Below are 20,826 nucleotides of genomic sequence, written 5' to 3' on the forward strand. Positions count from 1 at the left end.
GTGGTCACCGTGAACTTCCCGGAGAGTAGCCCGTGCCTCGAACCCACATCCAGGTCCCGCCACAACTGTGGCGAATTTCAGCCGTCAACCGGCACGAAATGCCACGATAGTTGACACGGCTCGTCGCGGGCCGCAGGATCGCAGGGCCGCGTCAAGGCCGCAGAGGCAAGAGGGGTGACCGCCCGATGGCACATCAGGCAGGAGGGGAGCGATCGGCACCGCGGCCCGTCCCCGAGAGCTGTGAGGTCCGGGCGTACCTCCAGGACTACGCCGCGCTCGTCGAGGCCGTCCCCTTCCCGTCGCTCGTCGTGGACCACCGCTGGAACGTGGTCATGGCCAACAGCGCGTTCGAGACACTCTTCCGCGGCGTCCGCCCCCACGCCACGGCCATGCCCGGGGAGAACTTCCTGCGGTTCGTCCTGTTCCATCCGGACGCCGGCGAGATCCTCGGCGAACACGAGGCGGCCTGGTGTCTGCCGATGCTGGCCCAGTTCAAGACCGCCGTGGACGACCACGGCCACGACCACGAACTCCAGGCCATCCGGCGGGACATCGCCCACGACCCGATCATGGACGCCGCCTACCGGCAGGGTCTCGCGCACTGGATCAGCGCCGTCGGCGAGTCGGGAACCCGGCTCGACGGCGCCGTACGCCTCCTGCTCCACCCCGACCCGCGCCGCGGTGCCTCCGAGTGCCGCATCGTCGACGAGACGCCCCCGGCCCTGCGCGATCTCGGTCACCGACGCCTGACGATGGTCCTGCGCGACGCCGCCCGCCGCCCTGCCGCGACGGCGCGGGGGCCCCGCCGGCCGCGCGGCGAGCCCGCGCATCTGACGGTCGTCCCGGCCTCCCGGAACTGACCCGGCCCCGTCGGCGTTCAGGTCGCCGACGGCGCCGGGCCGGAAACATCTCCTCGCGCCCCCGCCACTCTTCGGGTCCCGTCTTCCCCAGGCGCTCGCTCTCGGGTCTGCGCTTACGCAAACAGTTTGCGTAAATTGCGCTACGCTTGCGCGCATGACGCGACGACTTGCGGAAGTGGCGAAGAAGGTCGGGGTCAGCGAGGCTACGGTGAGCCGGGTGCTCAACGGCAAGCCCGGGGTCTCCGACGTCACCCGGCAGGCGGTCCTCTCGGCCCTCGACGTCCTCGGCTACGAGCGGCCCACCCAGCTGCGCGGCGAACGCGCCCGGCTGGTCGGCCTCGTCCTGCCCGAGCTGCAGAACCCCATCTTCCCGGCGTTCGCCGAGGTCATCGGCGGTGCGCTCGCCCAGCTCGGACTGACCCCCGTGCTGTGCACGCAGACCAAGGGCGGCGTCTCCGAGGCGGACTACGTCGAACTGCTGCTCCAGCAGCAGGTGTCCGGCGTGGTCTTCGCCGGCGGCCTGTACGCGCAGGCCGACGCGCCGCACGACCACTACCGGCTGCTCGACGACCGCAACATCCCGGTCGTCCTGGTCAACGCGGCCATCGAACGCCTCGGCTTCCCGGCCGTGTCCTGCGACGACACCGTGGCCGTCGAGCAGGCCTGGCGGCATCTGGCGTCCCTCGGCCACGAGCGGATCGGTCTGGTCCTCGGTCCCGGCGACCACATGCCCTCCGCGCGCAAACTCGCCGCCGCGCGCGCGATCGCCGGTGACCTGCCGGACGAGTTCGTCGGGCGGGCCATCTTCTCCATCGAGGGCGGTCACGCGGCAGCCTCCCGGCTGATCGACCGCGGCGTGACCGGCATCATCTGCGCCAGTGACCCCCTCGCCCTCGGTGCCGTCCGTGCCGCTCGCCGCAAGGGGCTCGACGTCCCCGGCCAGGTCTCCGTCGTCGGCTACGACGACTCGGCCTTCATGAACTGCACCGAACCCCCGCTCACCACCGTCCGTCAGCCCATCGAGGCCATGGGCCGGGCGGCCGTGGAACTGCTGAGCGCGCAGATCGGGGGCACCGCCGTAGCCGCGGAGGAACTGCTGTTCGAGCCGGAACTGGTGGTCCGCGGCTCCACCGCGCAAGCCCCGCGCGACTGAGATCCGGCGGATCCGGCACTGTTGAGCAATTTCAGATTCCACACGACATTTTGCGGTGGCCTCTCGTCGGTTCAGACGGCGACGACCCGGTGAGCGGCGCGACCGCGGTTCCCTCCTCAGCCTCCACCGCGAGGCCATCGCCCTGCGCCCGGGTACGGGGCCCAGCCCCCGTACCCGGTGGGACGCGCCGGGCGCTCCCGGCTCAGCGCATGTCGGCGGGGCGCTCCGCGCCCGCGAAGGGGAAGCGACGCCGGAAGTCGTCGGCCGCGTCCTCCAGGGTCACGAACCGCACGCCCTCGTGCCCCGACACGTACGCGATGAACCGCTCCAGCATCAGCAGCACCTGCGGCCGTCCGCTGACGTCCGGGTGCAGTGTCACCGGGATGACCGCGTAGTCCAACTCCCGGTACACCCAGTCGAACTGGTCCTTCCAGTCCTGCTCCAGGGCGCGCGGGCTGACGTACCCGTGGCTGTTGTGCGAGTGCTTGTTGAACATCATCGGCGGCAGGTCGTCGACGTACCAGTTGCCGCAGAACTCCACGAGGTCCACCTCATGGCCGTGGACGAGCGGCTTCATCCACTCCTTGGCGTCCTTGGAGTAGTCGATCTTCGTCCAGCTGTCGCCGACACGGGCGTAGAACGGCGTGAAGTCGCGGTAGTTCTGGCTGTGGTCGTAGGAGAAGCCGTACTTGTGCAGCAGGGCGGCGGTGTGCGGCGACATCTCCCACCACGGCGCCACGTACCCCTTCGGCTTGCGCCCGGTGTACTCCTCGATCAGTTCCACCGACCGCGCGAGGACGTCCTCCTCCTGCTGCGGCGACATGGCGATCGGGTTCTCGTGCGAGTATCCGTGCGCGCCCACCTCGTGGCCCGCCTCGACGACCATCCTGGTCTGCTCGGGAAACGTCTCGATCGAGTGCCCGGGGATGAACCAGCTGGTCCGGATCCCGTGCCGCTCGAACAGCTTGAGCATGCGGGGGGTGCCGACCTCACCGGCGAAGACACCGCGCTGGATGTCGTTCGGCGAGTCCTCGCCGCCGTACGAGCCGAGCCAGCCGGCCACGGCGTCGACGTCCACGCCGAGGGCGATCTGGATGTCCTTGGTGGTGCCCGTCATGCGAAGGAAGCCTCTTTCCTGAGTGCGGCGGCGGTGCCGGCCTGGGTGTCGTAGGTGTCGAGCAGGCCCTGCACCTGCTTGACGGCCGAGGCCAGGTTGGCCTGGTCGGCGGCGGTCCACTCCCGTTCGGTGAGCGAATGGACCGAGATCCACCCGGTCATCGCACCGTCACGGACGATCGGCGAGAGCATCTGGGCGTTGACGCCGTACACGTCGACGAGGGCCTGCGGCGGGTGCGGGTCGTCCCGGAAGTGCGGCTGCACCAGCGGTCGGCGGTGCTCCTCCAGCCACTCGACGGTGTTCAGGCGCCGCTGGTCCAGCGAGGCGTCGCGGCGGATGGAGCGGACCCCGGGGCCGACGCACTCGGCGGCCGTGAGGTCGACGTGCAGCGCGTGCGCGGGCACGTCGAGCCGGAGCGTCGTACGGTCGGCGCCGGTCGCCTCGCGCAGGGCGGTGAGGACGCGCTGGCAGCGGGCGCGCAGGCTGCCGGAGCGCAGCAGTTCACCGTGTCCGGTGACGACCGGATCGGCGCCCGCGAGGTCGAGGGCCCGCCACAAGGTCGCGCTCACGCTGTCGAACACCGGGATGCCGAGGGCCTCTTCGAGCCCGGCGGCGGCAGCGGCACCGTACACGTTGGTGCAGACGACCGCGACGGCGTGCACGCCCTGGGCGGCGGCCTCGATCTGCCGGGCGACCTCGATCTCGGGGAGGCGCGCGAAGGCCTCGTTGTCGCTGATGCCGAACGGCTCGGCGAGCGTGCAGTCCAGGCCCTGCCGCGCGTACGTGGTCACGATCAGCTCGGCGACGTCACGGGTGTACGGGACGGCGAGCCCGAGCCGCGTGACGCCGTACGCGGCACAGGCGTCGAGGATCGCGAGCGTCGACGTGGTCGCCGGGATGCCGGTCGCCGCGGTGATCGCGGTGCACAGCGCGCGGTCCCGGTCGACCCCGAGCCACGAGCCCGAGGTGCCGTTCCAGACGATGACGTCGACCTGCGCGTCGGCCAGCTGCCGGGCGGCGGTGAGCATCGGCTCGAGGTCGAACTGCGCGTCGGAGCCCTCGTCGAGGGCGATCCGGGTGACACCGACCCGGGCGAAGTGCGCGGTGGCGACGTCCGTGCCGGCCAGGAGACGGTACGTGACCGGCTCCAGACAGGTGTTGGACGACGGGGTGAGCATGCCGATCCGGTACGGACGGGGTGTTGCGGTCATCGGACGGCCAGCCTCTTGCTGTAGTCGAGGACGAGGGAGGAGAGGGTGAACAGGACGCCGGAGCCCACGAAGTAGAGCAGCGCCCAGGTGTAGGAACCGGTGCCGCCGACGATGAAGCCGACCACGATCGGGGTGACGATGCCGGCGATGTTGCCGGAGAGGTTCATCGCGCCGCCGACGACACCCGCGTTGGCGCGTCCGCCGAGGATGGAGGGCAGCGACCAGAACAGGCCCGCCCAGCGCAGGAAGAACATCACGACCGAGAGCAGGACGACCGCGGTGATCGCGTCCGGTACCAGGACGACGCCGAGCAGACCGGCGATCACGGAGACGCCGGCGATGCCCATCAGCGTGCGCATCACCCGGTTGGCGCCGGCGCCGGTCCCCTTCCAGCGGTCGCAGAGCCAGCCGCCGATGAGTTCGCCGACGAAGCCGGAGCCGAAGATGACGAGGGTGGACCAGCCGATGGTCTTGATGTCGAAGCCCTTGGCCTCGGAGAGGTAGAGCGGGCCCCAGGTGAGCAGTCCGTAGAAGACGCCGTTGAAGCCCATCCAGCCCAGGCACATGGCCCAGAAGGAGCGGTAGCGGAGGTACGGGCGCAGGCCGGTGCGCTCGTTGACCGGGCCCTCGGCGTCCTCCTCCTCGTGCGCCTTCTCGATGTAGGTCGCCTCGGCGTCGTTCACGCCGGGGTGCTCGCGGGGGGTGTTGCGGATGTACCAGCCGGCGATCAGTCCGGCGACGACGGTGAGCAGACCGGCGACGAGGAAGCTGATGCGCCAACTCCCGGTCCAGGCGAGGAGACCGGAGATGATGATCCCGCCGAGGGCCGCGCCGAGGGGTGCGCCGCCGTCGAGCAGGACGGCGCCGCGTCCGCGTTCCTTGGCGGGCAGCCAGCCCGCGTTGAGCTTGCCGCCGGCGGGCATGACCGGGGCCTCGACCGCACCGAGCAGCAGGCGGTAGCCGAGCAGTGAACCGGCGCCGGTCGCGGCGGCGGTGAGTCCCTGCGCGACACCCCAGCCGACACAGGCGCCGGCCACCATCTTGCGGGGGCCGAACCGGTCGGCGAGCCAGCCGCTCGGGATCTGCATCAGCGCGTACGTCCAGAAGAAGGCGCTGAGCACGAAGCCCGTCGTCTCCTTGGACAGCTGCAGGTCCTTGGTGATGACGGGGAGCGCCACGGAGACCGAGCCGCGGTCGATGTAGTTGAGGCTGACCACACCGAGGAGCAGGAGGAACATCTTCCAGCGGACGCGGGTGGGCTTGGCTCTGGTGCCCGTGGTGCCGGAGGACCCGGCGGTTGCGGCTGTCTCGGCCGCGGACGAACTGGACATGAAATACCCTCGATTCGCTGAGCGCACAAGGCGATCGGCAGGACGCGGACGTGCGGCTTCCGCGTTTTGGTATACCGAGGATGGGAGTCAATCGGGGCGCCGTCAAGGCTTTGGTATACCGTAATCTCATCGATAGGGGAGGTTGCGTGACCCGGAACAATTGGACAGAACGGACCACTGGGCCGAGTGGGCGCACGGTCGTACGCGCTCCGGACGCGTCGCCCTCGGCCGCCCGCGGGGCGGGTGCGAACGGCTCGGCGGGCGACGGATCGGTGCAGGGTGCGGGCTGGTTGCGCGATCAGGTCTGCGAGGGTCTGCGCGACCGGATCATCAGCGGCGTGCTGCGCCCCGGCGACCGGCTCATCGAGCGCGACGTGGCCGAGGAGTTCGGTGTCTCCCGGGTCCCCGTGCGCGAGGCCATCCGCATTCTGCTCGGTGAAGGTTTTCTGGAGGCGCCTTCACCGCGCAGGATCATCGTCAAGCAGATGGCCCGACAGGACGTCGAGAACCTCTTCGACATCCGCGAGGCCCTCGAGGTCGTGGCCGTTCGCCGCGCCGCGGAGCGGGCCGACGCCGCCCAACTGCGCGCACTGGGGCGGCTGCTGGAGGCCGCGCGCCGCGCCACCCTGTCCGGCAGGCCGGACCGTGTGACGAAGGCGAACGCCGCCTTCCACCAGTTCATCGTGGACACCGCCGGAAACGAACTGCTCACCACCACGCTCGGCTCGCTGGAGGGCCGGCTTCGCTGGCTGCTGCACCAGATCGACGACGCACGTCATCTGTGGGACGAGCACCGGGAGTTGTACGAGGCGATCGCCGCGGCCGACGCGGACGCCGCGGCGCAGTGCGCGTACCGGCACGTGCGTCACTACCGCGAGGTCGCCCTGAAACTCCTCTTCGGCGACGAGGAGGGGGCGTAGGGACGCGATCAGCCTCCCTCACTTGTACAGACAGCTTTCATGTAAGTGCCGCCCGACCCTTCCCTGGCGTTCGGTGGTCTTGGAACACTAGCACCGCGCAGATGTGCGCACGTTCCGGCCCACGTGGTTCGTCAGGATGAGAGGGTTCTCACGAATGTCCGAAGTCAATCGGCGCAGATTCCTGCAACTGGCGGGTGCGACCACGGCGTTCACCGCGCTGTCCGGCAGCATCCAGCGCGCGGCCGCGCTGCCCGCCCATCACCGCACGGGTTCGGTCCAGGACGTCGAGCACGTCGTCGTCCTCATGCAGGAGAACCGGTCCTTCGACCACTACTTCGGCTCGCTGCGCGGCGTGCGGGGCTTCGGCGACCCGCGTCCGGTGACGCAGAACGGCAGGTCCGTCTGGAAGCAGTCCGACGGCACGAAGGACATCCTCCCCTTCCACCCGGACGCGGACGACCTGGGCCTGGCCTTCATACAGGACCTGCCGCACGGCTGGAACGACGGCCACACCGCCTTCAACGGCGGCAAGTACGACAAGTGGGTGCCCGCCAAGTCGTCGACGACGATGGCGTACCTGACCCGCGACGACATCCCCTTCCACTACGCGCTCGCCGACGCCTTCACCATCTGCGACGCGTACCACTGCTCGTTCATCGGCTCGACCGACCCCAACCGCTACTACATGTGGACGGGCTTCACCGGCAACGACGGCAAGGGGGGCGGCCCGGTCCTCGGCAACGACGAGAAGGGCTACTCCTGGACGACCTACCCGGAGCGCCTGGAGCGGGCCGGGGTCTCCTGGAAGATCTACCAGGACGTCGGCGACGGCCTGGACGCCGCCGGCGGCTGGGGCTGGATCAACGACGCCTACCGCGGCAACTACGGCGACAACTCGCTGCTCTACTTCAACCAGTACCGGAATGCCAAGCCCGGCGACCCGCTGTACGACAAGGCCCGCACCGGCACCGACGCGCGCAAGGGCGAGGGTTTCTTCGACCGGCTCAAGACGGACGTCAAGGCGGGCACCCTGCCCCAGGTCTCCTGGATCGTCGCCCCCGAGGCCTTCACCGAACACCCCAACTGGCCGGCGAACTACGGCGCCTGGTACGTCGCCCAGGTCCTGGACGCGCTCACCTCCAACCCCGACGTATGGGGGAAGACCGCGCTGTTCATCACCTACGACGAGAACGACGGCTTCTTCGACCACGTCATCCCGCCCTACCCGCCGGCCTCCGCCGCCCAGGGCAAGTCGACCGTGGACCCCGCCCTCGACCTGTACAAGGGAGACATCAGCCACAGCGCCGGCCCCTACGGGCTCGGGCAGCGGGTGCCGATGCTCGTCGTCTCCCCGTGGAGCAGGGGCGGCTACGTCTGCTCCGAGACCCTCGACCACACCTCGATCATCCGCTTCATCGAGGGCCGCTTCGGCGTCCAGGAGCCGAACATCTCCCCCTGGCGGCGGGCCGTCTGCGGCGACCTGACCTCCGCCTTCGACTTCTCCCGCAAGGACACGGCCGCCGTCGCGCTGCCCTCCACCGCCGGCTACCAGCCCCCGGACCGGGGCCGGCACCCCGACTACGTGCCGACCCCGCCCGCGAACCCGGCCCTGCCGAAGCAGGAGCGCGGCAGCCGCCCGACCCGCCCCCTCAGGTACGCCCCCCTGGTGGACGGTTCGGCGGACACGGCTGCCGGGAAGTTCACGCTCACCTTCGCCTCCGGCGCGCAGGCGGGCGCCGCGTTCCTGGTCACCTCGAACAACCGCACCGACGGCCCCTGGCCCTACACCACCGAGGCCGGCAAGACCCTCTCCGACACCTGGAACTCGTACTACTCGGGCGGCTCCTACGACCTCTCCGTGCACGGGCCGAACGGCTTCCTGCGCGTCTTCAAGGGCCGCAACAAGGTCGCCGGCCCCGAGGTCGTCGCCCGTCACGTCGGTGACGACATCGAACTCACCTTCACCAACACGGGCTCCGGCACGGCGCGGCTGAAGCTCGTGAGCGGCTACGGCGGCAGCCCCGTCCCCGTGTCCGTGCGGCCCGGGGCCACCGTGAAGCAGACCGTCGCCCTCGCCGCGAGCAAGCGCTGGTACGACCTCACGGTCACCTCGGACGCCGACACCGCCTTCCTGCGCGGCTTCGCCGGCCATGTCGAGAACGGGCTGGCAGGGGTCTCCGACCCGGCGATCATCACGGGCTGAACCGGCCATGAGTCACGCCCCGTGCGGGCTGGTCAGGTACCGGTCAGGAGAAGGTAGTGTGCCCCGGTGACCACGCAATCAAACACTCCCGCAGGCTGGTACCCCGATCCGCACGGGGCTCCCCAGACGCTCCGTTACTGGGACGGCACCCAGTGGACCGAGCACACGAACGCGGCGCAGCAGGCCGCCGGGCAGGCGCCGCAACAGCAGGCCGTGCCCCAGCAGCAGGCAGCGCCCCAGCAGCAGTTCGCGCAGCAGCACCAGGCAGCGCCCCAGCAGCAGTTCGCGCAGCAGCACCAGGCAGCGCCCCAGCACCAGGCCGTCGACCCCAAGGTGCAGTACCAGGTGCAGCAGCAGGCCGGGGTCGCGGCCGGCGGCCCCGGTGGCGGCAGCCTGTTCACCGAGCCGGTCCTGGTGGTGAACCAGAAGGCCAAGCTGATCGAGCTGACCAACGAGTACAAGGTCATGGATCAGGGCGGCCGCGAGATCGGCTCGGTCGTCGAGGTCGGCCAGAGCACGCTGAAGAAGGCCCTGCGCTTCGTCTCCAGCCTCGACCAGTTCATGACCCACCGGCTGGAGATCCGCGACGCCTACGGCCAGCCCCAGCTCGTGCTGACCCGGCCCGCGAAGTTCATCAAGTCCCGGGTCGTCGTGACGCGCCCGGACGGTTCGCCGGTCGGCGAGATCGTCCAGCAGAACATGATCGGGAAGATCAACTTCGCGATGACCGTGAACGGCCAGCAGGTCGGCGCGATCAAGGCGGAGAACTGGCGGGCCTGGAACTTCGCCATCGTCGACCACGCGGACAACGAGGTCGCCCGGATCACCAAGACCTGGGAGGGCCTCGCCAAGACGCTGTTCACGACGGCGGACAACTACGTCCTTCAGATCCACTACCAGCTGCCCGAGCCGCTCCTGAGCCTCGTGGTGGCGACGGCTCTGACGGTGGACACCGCGCTCAAGCAGGACTCCAGGGGTCTCGGCTGAGCGGGTCCTCACGGGGGAGTACGGCAACGGCGGCCGGTGCACGCGAACTGCGCGTACACCGGCCGCCGTCGTACGTGCGCGGCCCCCGCCAGGGGGCGGAGCAGCTCAGAGTGGTGTGAGGTGCCCCGGCTCCGACCGTTTCCGCACCAACGCCGGCTCGGCGGTCGCCGTCGCAGGTTCCAGCGCGAGGACCGCCGCGACAGGGTGCTCCTCGTCGTGCTCGGGCTCCGGTGCGGGCGTCACCCGGGTGAGCAGGACGACACCCCAGGAGGCGAGGCCCGCTCCGGCCGCCGCCAGCGCGATGCCGCCCGCGCCGCCGTGCAGCCCCTGGCCGAGCAGGGTCAGGCCGATGACGGCGGCGGCCACCGGGTTGGCCAGGGTGACCACGGCCAGTGGGGCGCCGAGGCCGCCGCGGTAGGCGGTCTGGGACAGCAACAGGCCGCCGGTGGCGAAGGCGGCGACGAGGACCGCGACCACGATCACCTCCGGGCTCAGTGCCGGGCCCGAACGGTCCGTCGCCGCCACGGTCACGGTCTGGGTGAGCGCGGAGGCGACACCCGAGGCGAAGCCGGAGGCGGTCGCGTGGCGCAGGCCGGGCCGGGCGCCGGGCCGGGACAGCATGCCGATCACGGCGGCGGTCGTCCCCGCGACCGCGAGCGCCTCGGTCAGACTCAGCACGCGCTCCGGCGCCGGGCCCGAGGCGGTGACCAGCAGTGCGCCGAGGCCCAGCAGTGTCAGGGCCGTACCGCGCCACTCCGCCGCGCTGACCCGCCGCCCGGCCGCCCGCGCCCCGAGGGGCACCGCCGCGACCAGGGTGAGCGCGCCGAGCGGCTGGACCAGGGTGAGGGGGCCGTACTTGAGGGCGACGACGTGCAGCAGTGCGGCGGCCGCGTTCAGGCCGACCGCCGACCACCAGGCGCCGGTGCCCAGCAGCCGCAGCAGACCCGTGCCCGCGGTGCGGGAGGCGAGGCGTTCCTGGGCGACGGCGGCGGCGGCGTAGGCGACGGCGGAGATCAGGGAGAGGCCGACGGCGGCCAGGGCGGCGGTGCTCATCGGCCCGCTCCGACCAGGACGGACTCCTTGGGAGCGAGCTGCCGGGTGCCGCGTCCCGCGGTGGTCGTCGTGCGGTGCGGCGGGTGGATGAGGGCGAGGGCCGCGCCCAGCATGACCGTCGCGACGATCGCGTCGAGCCAGTAGTGGTTCGCCGTGCCCACGATGACCAGCAGGGTGATCAGGGGGTGCAGGAGCCACAGCCAGCGCCAGGCCGAGCCGGTGGCCGCGATGAGACCGATGGCCACCATGAGGGCCCAGCCGAAGTGCAGCGAGGGCATCGCGGCGAACTGGTTCGAGAGGTGGTCGCTGGACGGCGGGCCGTACACGGAGGGGCCGTAGATCCGGGCGGTGTCCATCAGGCCGGTGCCGGTCAGCATCCGCGGCGGGGCCAGTGGAAAGGTGAACGGCAGCACCAGGGCCGCGCCGGTCACCACCGCGAGGACCCGGCGGGCCCACACGTAGTGGGCGGGCCGGCGCAGGTACATCCAGACCAGGAAGGCCAGCGTGGCCGGGAAGTGGACGGTCGCGTAGTAGGTGTTCGCCAGGTGGACGAGGGTGTCGCCGTGCAGCAGTGCGGACTGCACGTCGGTCTCGCGGGGAAGACGCACGGCCCGTTCGAGGTTCCACACGTGGTGGGCGTCGCGGAACGCCTCCGCGGTATGGCCGTCGGCGAGTTGCCGCCCGAGCTTGTAGACGAGGAAGAGCCCTGCGACGAGCAGGAACTCCCGCAGGAGCGGCGGACGCGCTGTCGCTATCGCGTCCGGCCCCGCTTGCGCAGGCTCGGTTCGGTCATTCATCCCCGGCCCCTTCAGGACGGTCGTGCGTGTGGTGGTGCCGAGGCCCGGCCACAGGCGCGAACCTCATCGATACGTCGCCGTACCGATACGACAGTGTACCGATACGCTGGAGTACCGGTACACTTGCGTATCGATTGATGTGCGACACACTGGAAGCAGGTTGCAGGCCGCCCGTCGAGTGACGCTGGGGCGGCCGTACAGAGGTGAGGAGATGCCACGCATGACGTCGCAGGCCGCGGACGGACCGGAGACGGTCGCCGCCTCGCGCCGCTCCAAGATCACGCCCGAACGTGAGAGGGAGTTCTTCGACGCTGTGCTGGAGCAGATCCGCGAGTGCGGCTACGAATCCGTGACCATGGAGGGAGTCGCCGCCAGCACCCGCTGCAGCAAGTCCACGCTCTACCGGCAGTGGAAGACGAAGCCCCAGTTCGTCGCCGCCGCGCTGCGATCCAGCCGCCGGGTGCGCTTCGCGGGGATCGACACCGGTTCCCTCGCGGAGGACCTGCGCCAGGCCGCGCGGTCCGCGGGCAACTGGTCGGGCAAGGACACCCGGCTGCTGCAGGCGCTGGGGCATGCGGTCACCGGCGACCACGAACTGGCGCAGGCGCTGCGCGAGGCGCTGGTCCACCCGGAGATCGCCGCGCTCCAGGAGATGCTGGACCGGGGCGTGCGGCGGGGCGAGGTGCGGGCCGGACATCCCGCGCTGGAGTACATCCCCGCCATGATGTTCGGTGTGCTGCGTGTGCGGCCGGTGCTGAGCGGTCAGTACGCCGACGCCGACTATCTCGTCCGGTTCGTCGAGGCCGCGGTGCTGCCCGCACTCGGACTGACCCAGGATCCAGGCCACCGTTCACGGGATGACTGAACGGTGACCTGCTCGCGCCGCACCGTGGGGACGGGGGCGGCGCGCACCCCCCGGCCGGGTGGGGTTCCTCTTGAGCGGAGGGGCACCCCACCCGGCCGTTCTCATGCCGTCGGGACCTCGTGCCGTTTCGGGCCGTCAAGCCGTCAGGCCGTCAGGTCGTCAGGTCGTCAGGCCGTCAAGAAGTCGTGCCGTCAGACGTCCTGGCCGTTCCCGCCGCCGGACGAGACCTTGATCCCCTTCAGGATCTCGTCGATGACGGACACGTTCTGCCCGACGTCGAGACCGAAGCGCACGACGAGGATCTGCTTGGGGTCGTTGGGCGAGGGGAAGGCGACCGACTCGGCGTAGCCGTCGGCGCCCTTGCTGGTGATCAGCTTCCAGCGGACCAGGTAGCCCTTCTGCCCTGCCACCGTCACCGCCTGCGAGGCCAGCACCTGGTGCGAGGTGACGCTGCCGTAGGTGGTGCCGCCGTAGGCGTGCTCGGCGTTGGCCGCGACGTCCGCCTTCGCGACCTCCGGGGCCGTGTCGCCCTTCGTGCCCAGCTCGGAGGCGGACGCCGAGTAGGCGCCGCCCGCCGTACAGGTCTGGGAGCTGTTGCCGGGGCACTTGTAGGACTTCTCGGAGGTCACCTGCGCGCCGACGCTGATCACCTCGCCGGTCCAGCCCTTCGGCACGGGCAGGCTGATGCCGTTGAACGGATCCGGTACGTTCCCGCCGCCCTCGACCCTGGGCGCCCCGGACCGGTCCGGAGACGGCGACTCGTCCGACCCGCCGGACCCGCCCGGGCCCCCGGAGCCACCGGACCCACCCGAGCCGCCGAGCCCACCGGACCCGCCCGGTCCTCCCGGGCCGCCGTCCGGGCCGCCGGTCCCGTCCGGCCCCTGGCGCGAACCGGCACGGTCGCTGCCGCCCCCGCCGTCCTTGGTGAGGGCGTACACGCCGACCCCGATGCTCGCCAGTACCGCGGTCGCGGCCGCGACGGCTATGCCCGTCCGCAGTCCGCGCCGGGACGCGGCCGGCGGCCGGCCGGGATACCCCGGATGGCCCGGGTACGCCGTGTAGCCCGGAGCGCCCGGGTACGCGGAGGCGGCGGGATACGCCGGGGGAACCGGCTGACCCGGCTGCGTCGGGGGACCCCACGTGGCGGCCGTCCCGGCCGGGCGGGTCTGGTCCGTCCAGGCCGTGCCGTCCCACCAGCGCTCGGTGGGCGGACCGGCATTCGTCTGCCCGGGGTCGGGGTACCACCCGGGAGGAGTCACCTGCGTCATGCCCCCACCGTATGAGGCGTCGGTGAAAGCGTGATGAGAGAATCCACCGCCAACTGTGCGGACGGGTGCATTTCCCCTCGGATTTCCAGGTCACGGCTCGGTCTCGGCCCCGCTGCTCCCCGCCCTCGGCCCCGCTGCTCCCCGCCCTCGGCCGCACTGCTCCCCACCTTCGGCCCCATTGCCCTCCACCCGCAGCCGCTCCGGTTCCCCATCGGGGGAGGGGAGCCTTGCGTCAGTTCTGGTCGGCCGTGCCCAGGATCTCCGCGAGGTCGTAGCGCACCGGTTCCTCCAACTGGGCGTACGTGCAGCTCTCCGGAGTGCGGTCCGGACGCCAGCGGCGGAAGCGGGCCGTGTGACGGAAACGGGCGCCGTTCTCCATGTGGTCGTAGGCGACCTCGGCGACCCGGTCCGGCCGCAGGGGCACCCACGAGAGGTCCTTCTTCCCCGACCAGCGGCTCGGCGCCCCGGGCAGCCGGGCCGTCTCGTGGGCCGCCTCGTCCGACCAGGCCGCCCAGGGGTGCCCGGACACGTCGTCCATGCGCAGCGGTTCCAGCTCCTCGACCAGCTCGGCACGCTTCTTCATGGAGAACGCGGCCGCCACGCCCACGTGCTGCAGGGCGCCCCGGTCGTCATACAGGCCGAGCAGCAGCGACCCCACCACCGGGCCGCTCTTGTGGAAGCGGTAACCGGCGACGACCACGTCCGCCGTCCGCTCGTGCTTGATCTTGAACATGGCGCGTTCGTCCTGGAGGTAGTGCTGGGTGAGCGGCTTGGCGACGACCCCGTCCAGGCCCGCGCCCTCGTACTGCTCGAACCACCGGTGCGCCACCTCGACGTCCGTCGTCGCGGGTGCCAGATGTACGGGAGCGGTGACGTCGGCGAGCGCCCGGTCCAGCAGGGCCCGTCGGTCGGTCAGCGGTACGTCGAGCAGGGACTGGTCGTCCAGCGCCAGCAGGTCGAAGGCGACGAAGGAGGCCGGGGTCTTCCCGGCCAGCATCCGCACCCGTGAGTCCGCCGGATGGATCCGCTCGCTCAGCGCGTCGAAGTCGAGCCGCCCGCCCCGCGCGATCACGATCTCCCCGTCCAGCACGCACCGCGCGGGCAACCGCTCCTTCAACGCCGCGACCAGCTCAGGAAAGTATCTGGTCAGCGGCTTTCCGGTACGGCTGCCCAGCTCGACCTCGTCCCCGTCGCGGAACACGATCGCCCGGAACCCGTCCCACTTCGCCTCGTAGTGCATGCCCGGCGGGATCTTCGCCACCGACTTGGCGAGCATCGGCTTCACGGGCGGCATCACCGGCAGATCCATGGGTCCGATTCTGCTCGCCCGCCTCCGATGCCGCCCGGTGTGCGAGCCGTGCGGGGGGCGCCTACGGTGGCCGCATGGGTGCTGCTGTGGAACTGGACGTGGCCGGCCGGACCGTACGGCTGTCCAGCCCGGACAAGGTCTTCTTCCCGGAACGCGGATACACCAAGCTGGACGTCGCCCAGTACTACATCGCCGTCGGCCCCGGCATCCTGCGCGCCCTGCGCGAGCGTCCCACCACCCTCCAGCGGTACCCGGACGGCATCGAGGGCGAGTGGTTCTACCAGAAACGGGCCCCCAAGGGCATGCCCGACTGGATCCCGACCGCCCACATCACCTTCCCCAGCGGGCGCAGCGCCGACGAGATGTGCCCCACCGAGGAGGCCGCGGTGGTGTGGGCCGCCCAGTACGGCACCCTCACCTTCCATCCCTGGCCGGTGCGCCGGGGCCACGTCGACCACCCCGACGAACTCCGCATCGACCTCGACCCGCAGCCCGGCACCGACTACGCCGACGCGGCGCGGGCCGCCTTCGAACTGCGCGCGGTCCTGGACGAGTTCGGCGGCCTGCGCGGCTGGCCCAAGACCTCCGGCGGCCGCGGCCTGCACGTCTTCGTGCCCATCGAACCGCGCTGGACCTTCACCCAGGTGCGGCGCGCCGCGATCGCCGTGGGCCGGGAGATGGAACGCCGGATGCCCGACCAGGTCACCATCAAGTGGTGGAAGGAGGAGCGCGGCGAGCGCATCTTCGTCGACTACAACCAGACCGCCCGCGACCGCACCATCGCCTCCGCCTACTCCGTACGCCCCCGCCCCGAGGCCCCCGTGTCCGCGCCCCTGCGCTGGGAGGAGGTCGGCGTGGCCCACCCCCGCGACTTCGACATCGGCACCATGCCGGCGCGCTTCGCCGAACTCGGTGACGTCCACGCCGACATGGACGACCACGCCTACTCCCTGGACGCCCTCCTGGAACTGGCCCGCCGCGACGAGCACGACCACGGCCTGGGCGACCTGCCGTACCCGCCCGAGTACCCGAAGATGCCCGGAGAGCCGAAACGGGTCCAGCCGAGCCGGGCCCGCCGCGAGGAGGCGTCCTGACGGCCCAGGCCCAGGCCCAGGTCCAGGTCCAGGTCCAGGTTCAGGCCCGGGCCCAGGTGCCGTGCCCGGCGCCGGGGGTCTTCACCTGCTGACCGTCGAAGTCGGGTAAGTGAGCGTAACCATTTATAAGTGAGTGTCGTTGTCATAGCGTGAATCTCACGGAATGGGCGAAGACGCAGGGCGTGCATCCGCAGACCGCGTATCGCTGGTTCCGCGAGGGGACGCTACCGGTACCGGCCCAGCGGGTCGGCCCGCGCACGATCCTCGTGAACGTGGGGGCCAACGCCGCGCCCGAGGCGATCGGCGGGCTGGGCCTGTATGCCCGCGTCTCCTCGCACGATCAGAAGGACGATCTGGAGCGCCAGGTCGCCCGGCTTGCCCGGTGGGCTGCCATGGCGGGTCACCGGGTGGTGCGGGTGGAGTCCGAAATCGCCTCCGGCATGAACGGCGCCCGTTCCAAGGCCAAGGGGCTGCTTGCCGATCCGGCCGTGCAGGCGGTGGTGGTGGAGCACAAGGACCGCCTCGGTCGGATGAATGTCGAGCTGGTCGAGGCCGCCCTGTCCGCGACCGGGCGCCGCCTGGTCGTACTGGACGACGGTGAGGTCGAGGACGACCTGGTGCGGGACATGGTGGAGGTGCTGACGTCGTTCTGTGCCCGCCTGTACGGGCGCCGGTCGGCGAAGAACCGTGCCCGCAAGGCGCTGGAGGCGGCCGAGCATGACTGACCAGCGCAGGCCGCTGCGGCAGATTGCCCGGCCATTCGTCGCCGACGGCCCGACGGGGGTCAGCGTCCGCGACCGCCTCAAGGGACTGACGGCCGAGGACGAGAAGGTGCTGCGCCTGGTGGGCGCGCACCTGGGCATGCTTGCCTCGCGTGATCTGGCCCGCAGGTGCCGTGACGGCCTGGAGCACTCCACCGACACGTGGGCAGGGCGCAAACGCGAGTTGACGGCGTTGTCCTCCTCCCGCTGGGCCGGCTCGATCACGTCCGGCACGCACGCCCAGTGGGGCCTGTCCCGGCGTGCGCAGCACGCGCACCTGCAGTCCCTGGATGCCGGTATCCGCATGATCCGGCACCGGCTGTCCCTGCCCGTCGGAGAGAAGGGCAGCCGGGGCAAGCCCGGCGGCTACCGCTCCTGCAACGAGTGGTTCCACAAGTCCCGGCGCCTGGCGATCCTCGAAGAGCGGTACGACCAGGTCGCGGCCGAACGTGACGCCGGACGGGTGTCGATCACACGCGGGGGCCGCCGACTGCTGGGCACCCGTCACCACCTCAGGGCCGCGAACCTGACCGAGGCACAGTGGCGGGCACAATGGGAGGCGGCTCGGTGGTTCCTGACCGCCGACGGCGAGTCCGGCAAAAGGTTCGGGAACGAGACGATCCGCGTCAGCCCCGACGGCGAGATCAGCATCAAGCTGCCCGCCCCCCTCGCCGAGCACGCAAACGCGAACTACGGCCGGTACGTGTTGGCCGCGAAGGTCGCCTTCTGGCACCGGGGCGACGAATGGCGGGACCGGATCGAAGCGAACCGGGCCGTGGCCTACCGCATCCACCTGGACACGGTCCGGGGCCGCTGGTACCTCGACGCCTCCTGGACCCGCAAAGACCTCCCCGTCGTGCCACTGGCCGCACTGCGCGCGGACGGCGTGATCGCCGTGGACACCAACGCCGACCACCTTGCCGCATGGCGCCTCGACGAACATGGCAACCCCATCGGCACCCCCCGCCGCTTCGACTACCAGCTCACCGGTATCGCTTCGCACCGCGATGCCCAGCTCCGCCACGCCCTCACCCGCCTCCTGCACTGGGTCAAACAGACCGGCGTGCAGGCGATCGCGATCGAAGACCTCGACTTCACCGACTCCACCACCCGTGAGAAACACGGCCGTCGCAAGCGATTCCGGCAGCTCGTCTCCGGCATCCCCACCGGCCGCCTGCGCGCACGCCTGCTGTCCATGTGCGCGGAAGCCGGCATCGGCGTGATCGCTGTCGATCCCGCCTACACCAGCGTCTGGGGCGCCCAGCACTGGCAAGCCCCCCTCACCAGCCAAACTCACAAGATCAGCCGACACGCCGCCGCCTCGGTGGCCATCGGCAGGCGCGCCCTCGGATACCGGATCAGGCGACGGACGACACCGCCCCGTGCACACCAGAGCGATGTGTACGGGTATCGGACCGCCCAGGCCCGACCCGGCGACCGAGGGAGCGAGGGAAACCGCCCCCGCATCCCCGGACCACGGACAGGATCCGTACGCGCCGGACGCGGAGCGAACGCGGTGGACCAGAACACCCAAGACCGTTCGGGGTGTTCGGCTGAGCATGGGTTCTGGCAACAGGACTCACTCCCGCTCAGTCTCTAGGAACGGTGTCCATGGACCCGCCGAGGCGCGGGCGGGGGCGCGGCCCACCGCGATCGTCGACCCCCCTGAACGCCCTGTCCTCCCCGTGGTCCGGTGGCGCCACGTCCGCCACTGATCGCCGCATGCCGCATGCCGCATGCCGCATGCCGCACGGCGCTGACAGTGCCCCTGTGCGCCAGTGACCGGTACCGTCCCGCGGCGCCACGGATATCCTGATCGCTCGCCGCCGATGAGGAGTCGGAAGTGACCGAGGAAGAGCCGCGTCCCACGCTGGAGGCCGTCGCCGCGCGAGCCGGCGTGTCCCGGGCCACCGTGTCCCGGGTCGTCAACGGCGGGGACGGCGTCCGGGAATCCGTCGTCGCCCGCGTCCTGAAAGCGGTCGAGGAACTCGGCTACGTCCCCAACCGGGCGGCACGCAGCCTGGTCACCAGGCGGCACGACGCCGTCGCGGTGGTCATCGCCGAACCCGAGACCCGTGTCTTCGCCGACCCCTTCTTCGCCCTCCAGCTGCGCGGCATCAGCAAGGAACTGACGGCCCACGACAACCAGCTCGTGCTGCTGCTCACCGAGGGCAGGGACGACCACGGCCGCGTGGCCCGCTACCTCGCCGGCGGGCACGTCGACGGCGCCCTCGTCTTCTCCCTCCACGTCGACGACCCGCTGCCCGGACTGATACGGAAGGCGGGCGTCCCCACCGTCTTCGGCGGCCGGCCCGACTGGAGCGACGGTACGGGCAGCCCGGTGTACGTCGACTGCGACAACCGGGGCGGGGCCCGTGAGGCCGTACGCCATCTCGTCGCCCTCGGCCGGACCCGGATCGCGCACATCACCGGCGCCCTGGACCAGACCTCGGCCGTCGACCGGCTGGACGGCTACCGGGACGCCATCGGCGACATCGACCCCCGCCTCGTCGTGGAGGGCGACTTCACCCCGGCCGGCGGCGAACGCGCCATGCGCGCGCTCCTCGACCGCCGCCCGGACGTGGACGCGGTGTTCGCCGCCAACGACCTCACCGCGATGGGTGCTCTGCGCGTGCTGCGCGAGAGCGGCCGGCGCGTGCCCGAGGACGTGGCCGTGATCGGCTTCGACGACGTGCTGCCCGTCGTCGAACAGACCGAGCCGCCCCTGACCACGGTCCGTCAGGACATAGAGGAGATGGGCCGCCTGATGGCCCGTCTCCTGCTGCGTACCCTCGAGGGGGCGGCCCGGGAGCGGCCGGTCCGGCAGGGGCCGCTCCCTGACGGCGCCCTGGCGGACGCGGCGCCGTCGAGTGTCGTCCTGCCGACGACACTGGTACGACGCGCGTCCGCCTAGACCCCACGAACCGCTCGCCCTCGCACGCCGTACGGCGGCGGAGGGCTCAGGCCTGCGGCGCCTCGCCCTTGATGACCGCGAAGCGGACGCCGTAGGGGTCGGCGAGATGGGCCATACGGCCGACGCCCTCCACGCTGGTCGCCGGCATCCGGACCGTGCCGCCCAGCCGCTCGGCGTTCGCGACGACGGCGTCGGTGCTCTCGACCTCGAAGTAGGGCAGCCAGTGCGGATCGGCTCCCTCGTCCGCCGGGAGGTCGGACAGCGAGACGACGCCGCCGAACATCGCGTCCTCACCGGCACCGGCCGCGTTCAGGCAGGTGTACGTGCCACCCGGGAACGGCGCGGACGAGGTCTCGAGGCCGAGGACCTGGTGGTAGAACGCGGCCGCCGCCGCCACGTCCGGGGTGTGCAGCTCGACCCAGCACAGCGAGCCCGGTTCGCTTGCCACGTCCACCCCCTTGGTCAGTCCGGGCTGCCAGATCCCGAACGGCGCGCCCGCCCGGTCGGCGAGGACCGCCATGTGCCCCTGCCCCATCACGTCCATGGGCTGGAACAGCACACGGCCGTGGGCCTGTTCGACCGCCTTGGCGGTGGCCTGCGCGTCCTCGCTCTGGAAGTACACCGTCCAGGACGGCGGGCCCTGCTCCGGGCCGGTCGGCATGGCACCGGCGACGGTCCTTCCGCCCAGCTGGAAGAAGCCGTAGCCACCGGCGTCCGGACCCGCCGACCGGAACTCCCAGCCGAAAAGGTCGCCGTAGAAGGAAGTGGCGCCGTCGAGGTCGGGAGAACCGACGTCGATCCAGTTCGGGGCGCCGTTCACGAAACGAGTGGTGAGCATCTCGCCCTCCTTGAAAGGGGGCCGGTGGAAGGGTTCCTGTCCTGTGCACTGCCGAGTCTGTCACCGCCCACTGACAATCGCCGCCCCGGCACGTCACACGACATCGAGGTCCACCGCCCCGTCGGTCGTCGGCCGGGTTCTCCCG

Annotated in this window: 18 protein-coding genes; 10 read left to right on the plus strand and 8 right to left on the minus strand. The window is 71.1% G+C overall.

Annotation, left to right across the window (positions count from 1 at the left end; translation table 11 throughout):
- The first annotated feature begins 185 nt into the window (after positions 1-185).
- Positions 186-860, plus strand: a complete 675-nt coding sequence (locus tag ACWD5D_RS29775) for an MmyB family transcriptional regulator (RefSeq protein ID WP_451375853.1) — start codon at positions 186-188, stop codon at positions 858-860.
- A 154-nt stretch (positions 861-1,014) separates the two neighbouring features.
- On the plus strand, positions 1,015-2,013 hold the full coding sequence (locus tag ACWD5D_RS29780) for a LacI family DNA-binding transcriptional regulator (RefSeq protein ID WP_451375854.1): 999 nt from the start codon (positions 1,015-1,017) through the stop codon (positions 2,011-2,013).
- Positions 2,014-2,215: 202 nt separating this feature from the next.
- Here the strand turns inward: ACWD5D_RS29780 and ACWD5D_RS29785 are convergent, their stop codons facing one another.
- Genes ACWD5D_RS29785 through ACWD5D_RS29795 form a run of 3 tightly spaced genes read right to left on the minus strand, consistent with a single transcriptional unit; the run spans position 2,216 to position 5,672 of the window.
- Positions 2,216-3,130: a polysaccharide deacetylase family protein gene (locus ACWD5D_RS29785; protein ID WP_451375855.1), complete on the minus strand. Its 915-nt coding sequence runs from the start codon at positions 3,128-3,130 to the stop codon at positions 2,216-2,218.
- A complete protein-coding gene (locus ACWD5D_RS29790) occupies positions 3,127-4,341 on the minus strand; it encodes an aspartate racemase/maleate isomerase family protein (RefSeq protein WP_451375856.1) in 1,215 nt (404 codons plus the stop codon). The genes ACWD5D_RS29785 and ACWD5D_RS29790 overlap by 4 nt, the downstream gene beginning before the upstream one ends.
- Entirely contained in the window at positions 4,338-5,672 is a 1,335-nt protein-coding gene (locus ACWD5D_RS29795; RefSeq protein WP_451375857.1) for an MFS transporter, read from the minus strand. The genes ACWD5D_RS29790 and ACWD5D_RS29795 overlap by 4 nt, the downstream gene beginning before the upstream one ends.
- Positions 5,673-5,818: 146 nt before the next feature.
- Between ACWD5D_RS29795 and ACWD5D_RS29800 the strand changes: the two genes are divergently transcribed.
- The 3 genes from ACWD5D_RS29800 to ACWD5D_RS29810 all read left to right on the plus strand — a co-directional run bounded on the left by ACWD5D_RS29800 (position 5,819) and on the right by ACWD5D_RS29810 (position 9,782).
- Positions 5,819-6,592 (plus strand): GntR family transcriptional regulator, encoded by a 774-nt coding sequence (locus ACWD5D_RS29800; RefSeq protein WP_451375858.1) that lies wholly within the window; start codon positions 5,819-5,821, stop codon positions 6,590-6,592.
- Between the two features lie 154 nt (positions 6,593-6,746).
- A complete protein-coding gene (locus tag ACWD5D_RS29805; RefSeq protein ID WP_451375859.1) occupies positions 6,747-8,795 on the plus strand; it encodes a phosphocholine-specific phospholipase C in 2,049 nt (682 codons plus the stop codon).
- A gap of 66 nt (positions 8,796-8,861) precedes the next feature.
- Entirely contained in the window at positions 8,862-9,782 is a 921-nt protein-coding gene (locus ACWD5D_RS29810) for a phospholipid scramblase-related protein (RefSeq protein WP_451375860.1), read from the plus strand.
- 105 nt (positions 9,783-9,887) lie between these two features.
- Here ACWD5D_RS29810 and ACWD5D_RS29815 read toward each other — a convergent pair whose 3' ends face one another.
- A complete protein-coding gene (locus tag ACWD5D_RS29815; protein WP_451375861.1) occupies positions 9,888-10,835 on the minus strand; it encodes a hypothetical protein in 948 nt (315 codons plus the stop codon).
- Positions 10,832-11,632 carry a phosphatase PAP2 family protein gene (locus tag ACWD5D_RS29820; RefSeq protein ID WP_451375862.1) on the minus strand — a complete coding sequence of 267 codons (801 nt, stop codon included), beginning with the start codon at positions 11,630-11,632 and terminating at the stop codon, positions 10,832-10,834. Before ACWD5D_RS29820 ends, ACWD5D_RS29815 begins: the two co-directional genes overlap by 4 nt.
- Before the next feature lie 220 nt (positions 11,633-11,852).
- Here ACWD5D_RS29820 and ACWD5D_RS29825 point away from each other — a divergent pair, with 220 nt between their 5' ends.
- A complete protein-coding gene (locus ACWD5D_RS29825; protein WP_451375863.1) occupies positions 11,853-12,497 on the plus strand; it encodes a TetR/AcrR family transcriptional regulator C-terminal ligand-binding domain-containing protein in 645 nt (214 codons plus the stop codon).
- 191 nt (positions 12,498-12,688) lie between these two features.
- On the opposite strand, the gene ACWD5D_RS29830 is transcribed toward ACWD5D_RS29825, so the two are convergent.
- Both ACWD5D_RS29830 and ACWD5D_RS29835 read right to left on the minus strand, forming a co-directional pair.
- Entirely contained in the window at positions 12,689-13,765 is a 1,077-nt protein-coding gene (locus ACWD5D_RS29830) for a DUF2510 domain-containing protein (protein ID WP_451375864.1), read from the minus strand.
- Between the two features lie 232 nt (positions 13,766-13,997).
- Positions 13,998-15,074, minus strand: coding sequence for an ATP-dependent DNA ligase (locus ACWD5D_RS29835; protein WP_451375865.1), 1,077 nt, complete (start codon positions 15,072-15,074; stop codon positions 13,998-14,000).
- Between the two features lie 74 nt (positions 15,075-15,148).
- On the opposite strand from ACWD5D_RS29835, the gene ligD reads away from it, so the two are divergent.
- From ligD to ACWD5D_RS29855, 4 genes are all read left to right on the plus strand, one after another.
- Positions 15,149-16,168 (plus strand): non-homologous end-joining DNA ligase, encoded by a 1,020-nt coding sequence (gene ligD / locus ACWD5D_RS29840; protein ID WP_451375866.1) that lies wholly within the window; start codon positions 15,149-15,151, stop codon positions 16,166-16,168.
- A 149-nt stretch (positions 16,169-16,317) separates the two neighbouring features.
- A complete protein-coding gene (locus ACWD5D_RS29845; protein WP_451375867.1) occupies positions 16,318-16,893 on the plus strand; it encodes an IS607 family transposase in 576 nt (191 codons plus the stop codon).
- A complete protein-coding gene (locus tag ACWD5D_RS29850; RefSeq protein ID WP_451375868.1) occupies positions 16,886-18,529 on the plus strand; it encodes an IS200/IS605 family accessory protein TnpB-related protein in 1,644 nt (547 codons plus the stop codon). Before ACWD5D_RS29845 ends, ACWD5D_RS29850 begins: the two co-directional genes overlap by 8 nt.
- 243 nt (positions 18,530-18,772) lie before the next feature.
- Positions 18,773-19,843: a LacI family DNA-binding transcriptional regulator gene (locus ACWD5D_RS29855; RefSeq protein WP_451375869.1), complete on the plus strand. Its 1,071-nt coding sequence runs from the start codon at positions 18,773-18,775 to the stop codon at positions 19,841-19,843.
- A 46-nt stretch (positions 19,844-19,889) separates the two neighbouring features.
- Here the strand turns inward: ACWD5D_RS29855 and ACWD5D_RS29860 are convergent, their stop codons facing one another.
- Positions 19,890-20,681 carry a VOC family protein gene (locus ACWD5D_RS29860; RefSeq protein ID WP_451375870.1) on the minus strand — a complete coding sequence of 264 codons (792 nt, stop codon included), beginning with the start codon at positions 20,679-20,681 and terminating at the stop codon, positions 19,890-19,892.
- Between the last annotated feature and the right edge of the window lie 145 nt (positions 20,682-20,826).

Source organism: Streptomyces sp. NPDC002520 (assembly GCF_053595235.1).

Coding starts and splice junctions, on each gene's coding strand:
- ACWD5D_RS29775 (WP_451375853.1), top strand. CDS start 186: ATGGCACATCAGGCAGGAGGGGAGCGATCGGCACCGCGGCCCGTCCCC.
- ACWD5D_RS29780 (WP_451375854.1), top strand. CDS start 1,015: ATGACGCGACGACTTGCGGAAGTGGCGAAGAAGGTCGGGGTCAGCGAG.
- ACWD5D_RS29785 (WP_451375855.1), bottom strand. CDS start 3,130: ATGACGGGCACCACCAAGGACATCCAGATCGCCCTCGGCGTGGACGTC.
- ACWD5D_RS29790 (WP_451375856.1), bottom strand. CDS start 4,341: ATGACCGCAACACCCCGTCCGTACCGGATCGGCATGCTCACCCCGTCG.
- ACWD5D_RS29795 (WP_451375857.1), bottom strand. CDS start 5,672: ATGTCCAGTTCGTCCGCGGCCGAGACAGCCGCAACCGCCGGGTCCTCC.
- ACWD5D_RS29805 (WP_451375859.1), top strand. CDS start 6,747: ATGTCCGAAGTCAATCGGCGCAGATTCCTGCAACTGGCGGGTGCGACC.
- ACWD5D_RS29815 (WP_451375861.1), bottom strand. CDS start 10,835: ATGAGCACCGCCGCCCTGGCCGCCGTCGGCCTCTCCCTGATCTCCGCC.
- ACWD5D_RS29820 (WP_451375862.1), bottom strand. CDS start 11,632: ATGAATGACCGAACCGAGCCTGCGCAAGCGGGGCCGGACGCGATAGCG.
- ACWD5D_RS29825 (WP_451375863.1), top strand. CDS start 11,853: ATGACGTCGCAGGCCGCGGACGGACCGGAGACGGTCGCCGCCTCGCGC.
- ACWD5D_RS29830 (WP_451375864.1), bottom strand. CDS start 13,765: ATGACGCAGGTGACTCCTCCCGGGTGGTACCCCGACCCCGGGCAGACG.
- ACWD5D_RS29835 (WP_451375865.1), bottom strand. CDS start 15,074: ATGGATCTGCCGGTGATGCCGCCCGTGAAGCCGATGCTCGCCAAGTCG.
- ligD (WP_451375866.1), top strand. CDS start 15,149: ATGGGTGCTGCTGTGGAACTGGACGTGGCCGGCCGGACCGTACGGCTG.
- ACWD5D_RS29850 (WP_451375868.1), top strand. CDS start 16,886: ATGACTGACCAGCGCAGGCCGCTGCGGCAGATTGCCCGGCCATTCGTC.
- ACWD5D_RS29860 (WP_451375870.1), bottom strand. CDS start 20,681: ATGCTCACCACTCGTTTCGTGAACGGCGCCCCGAACTGGATCGACGTC.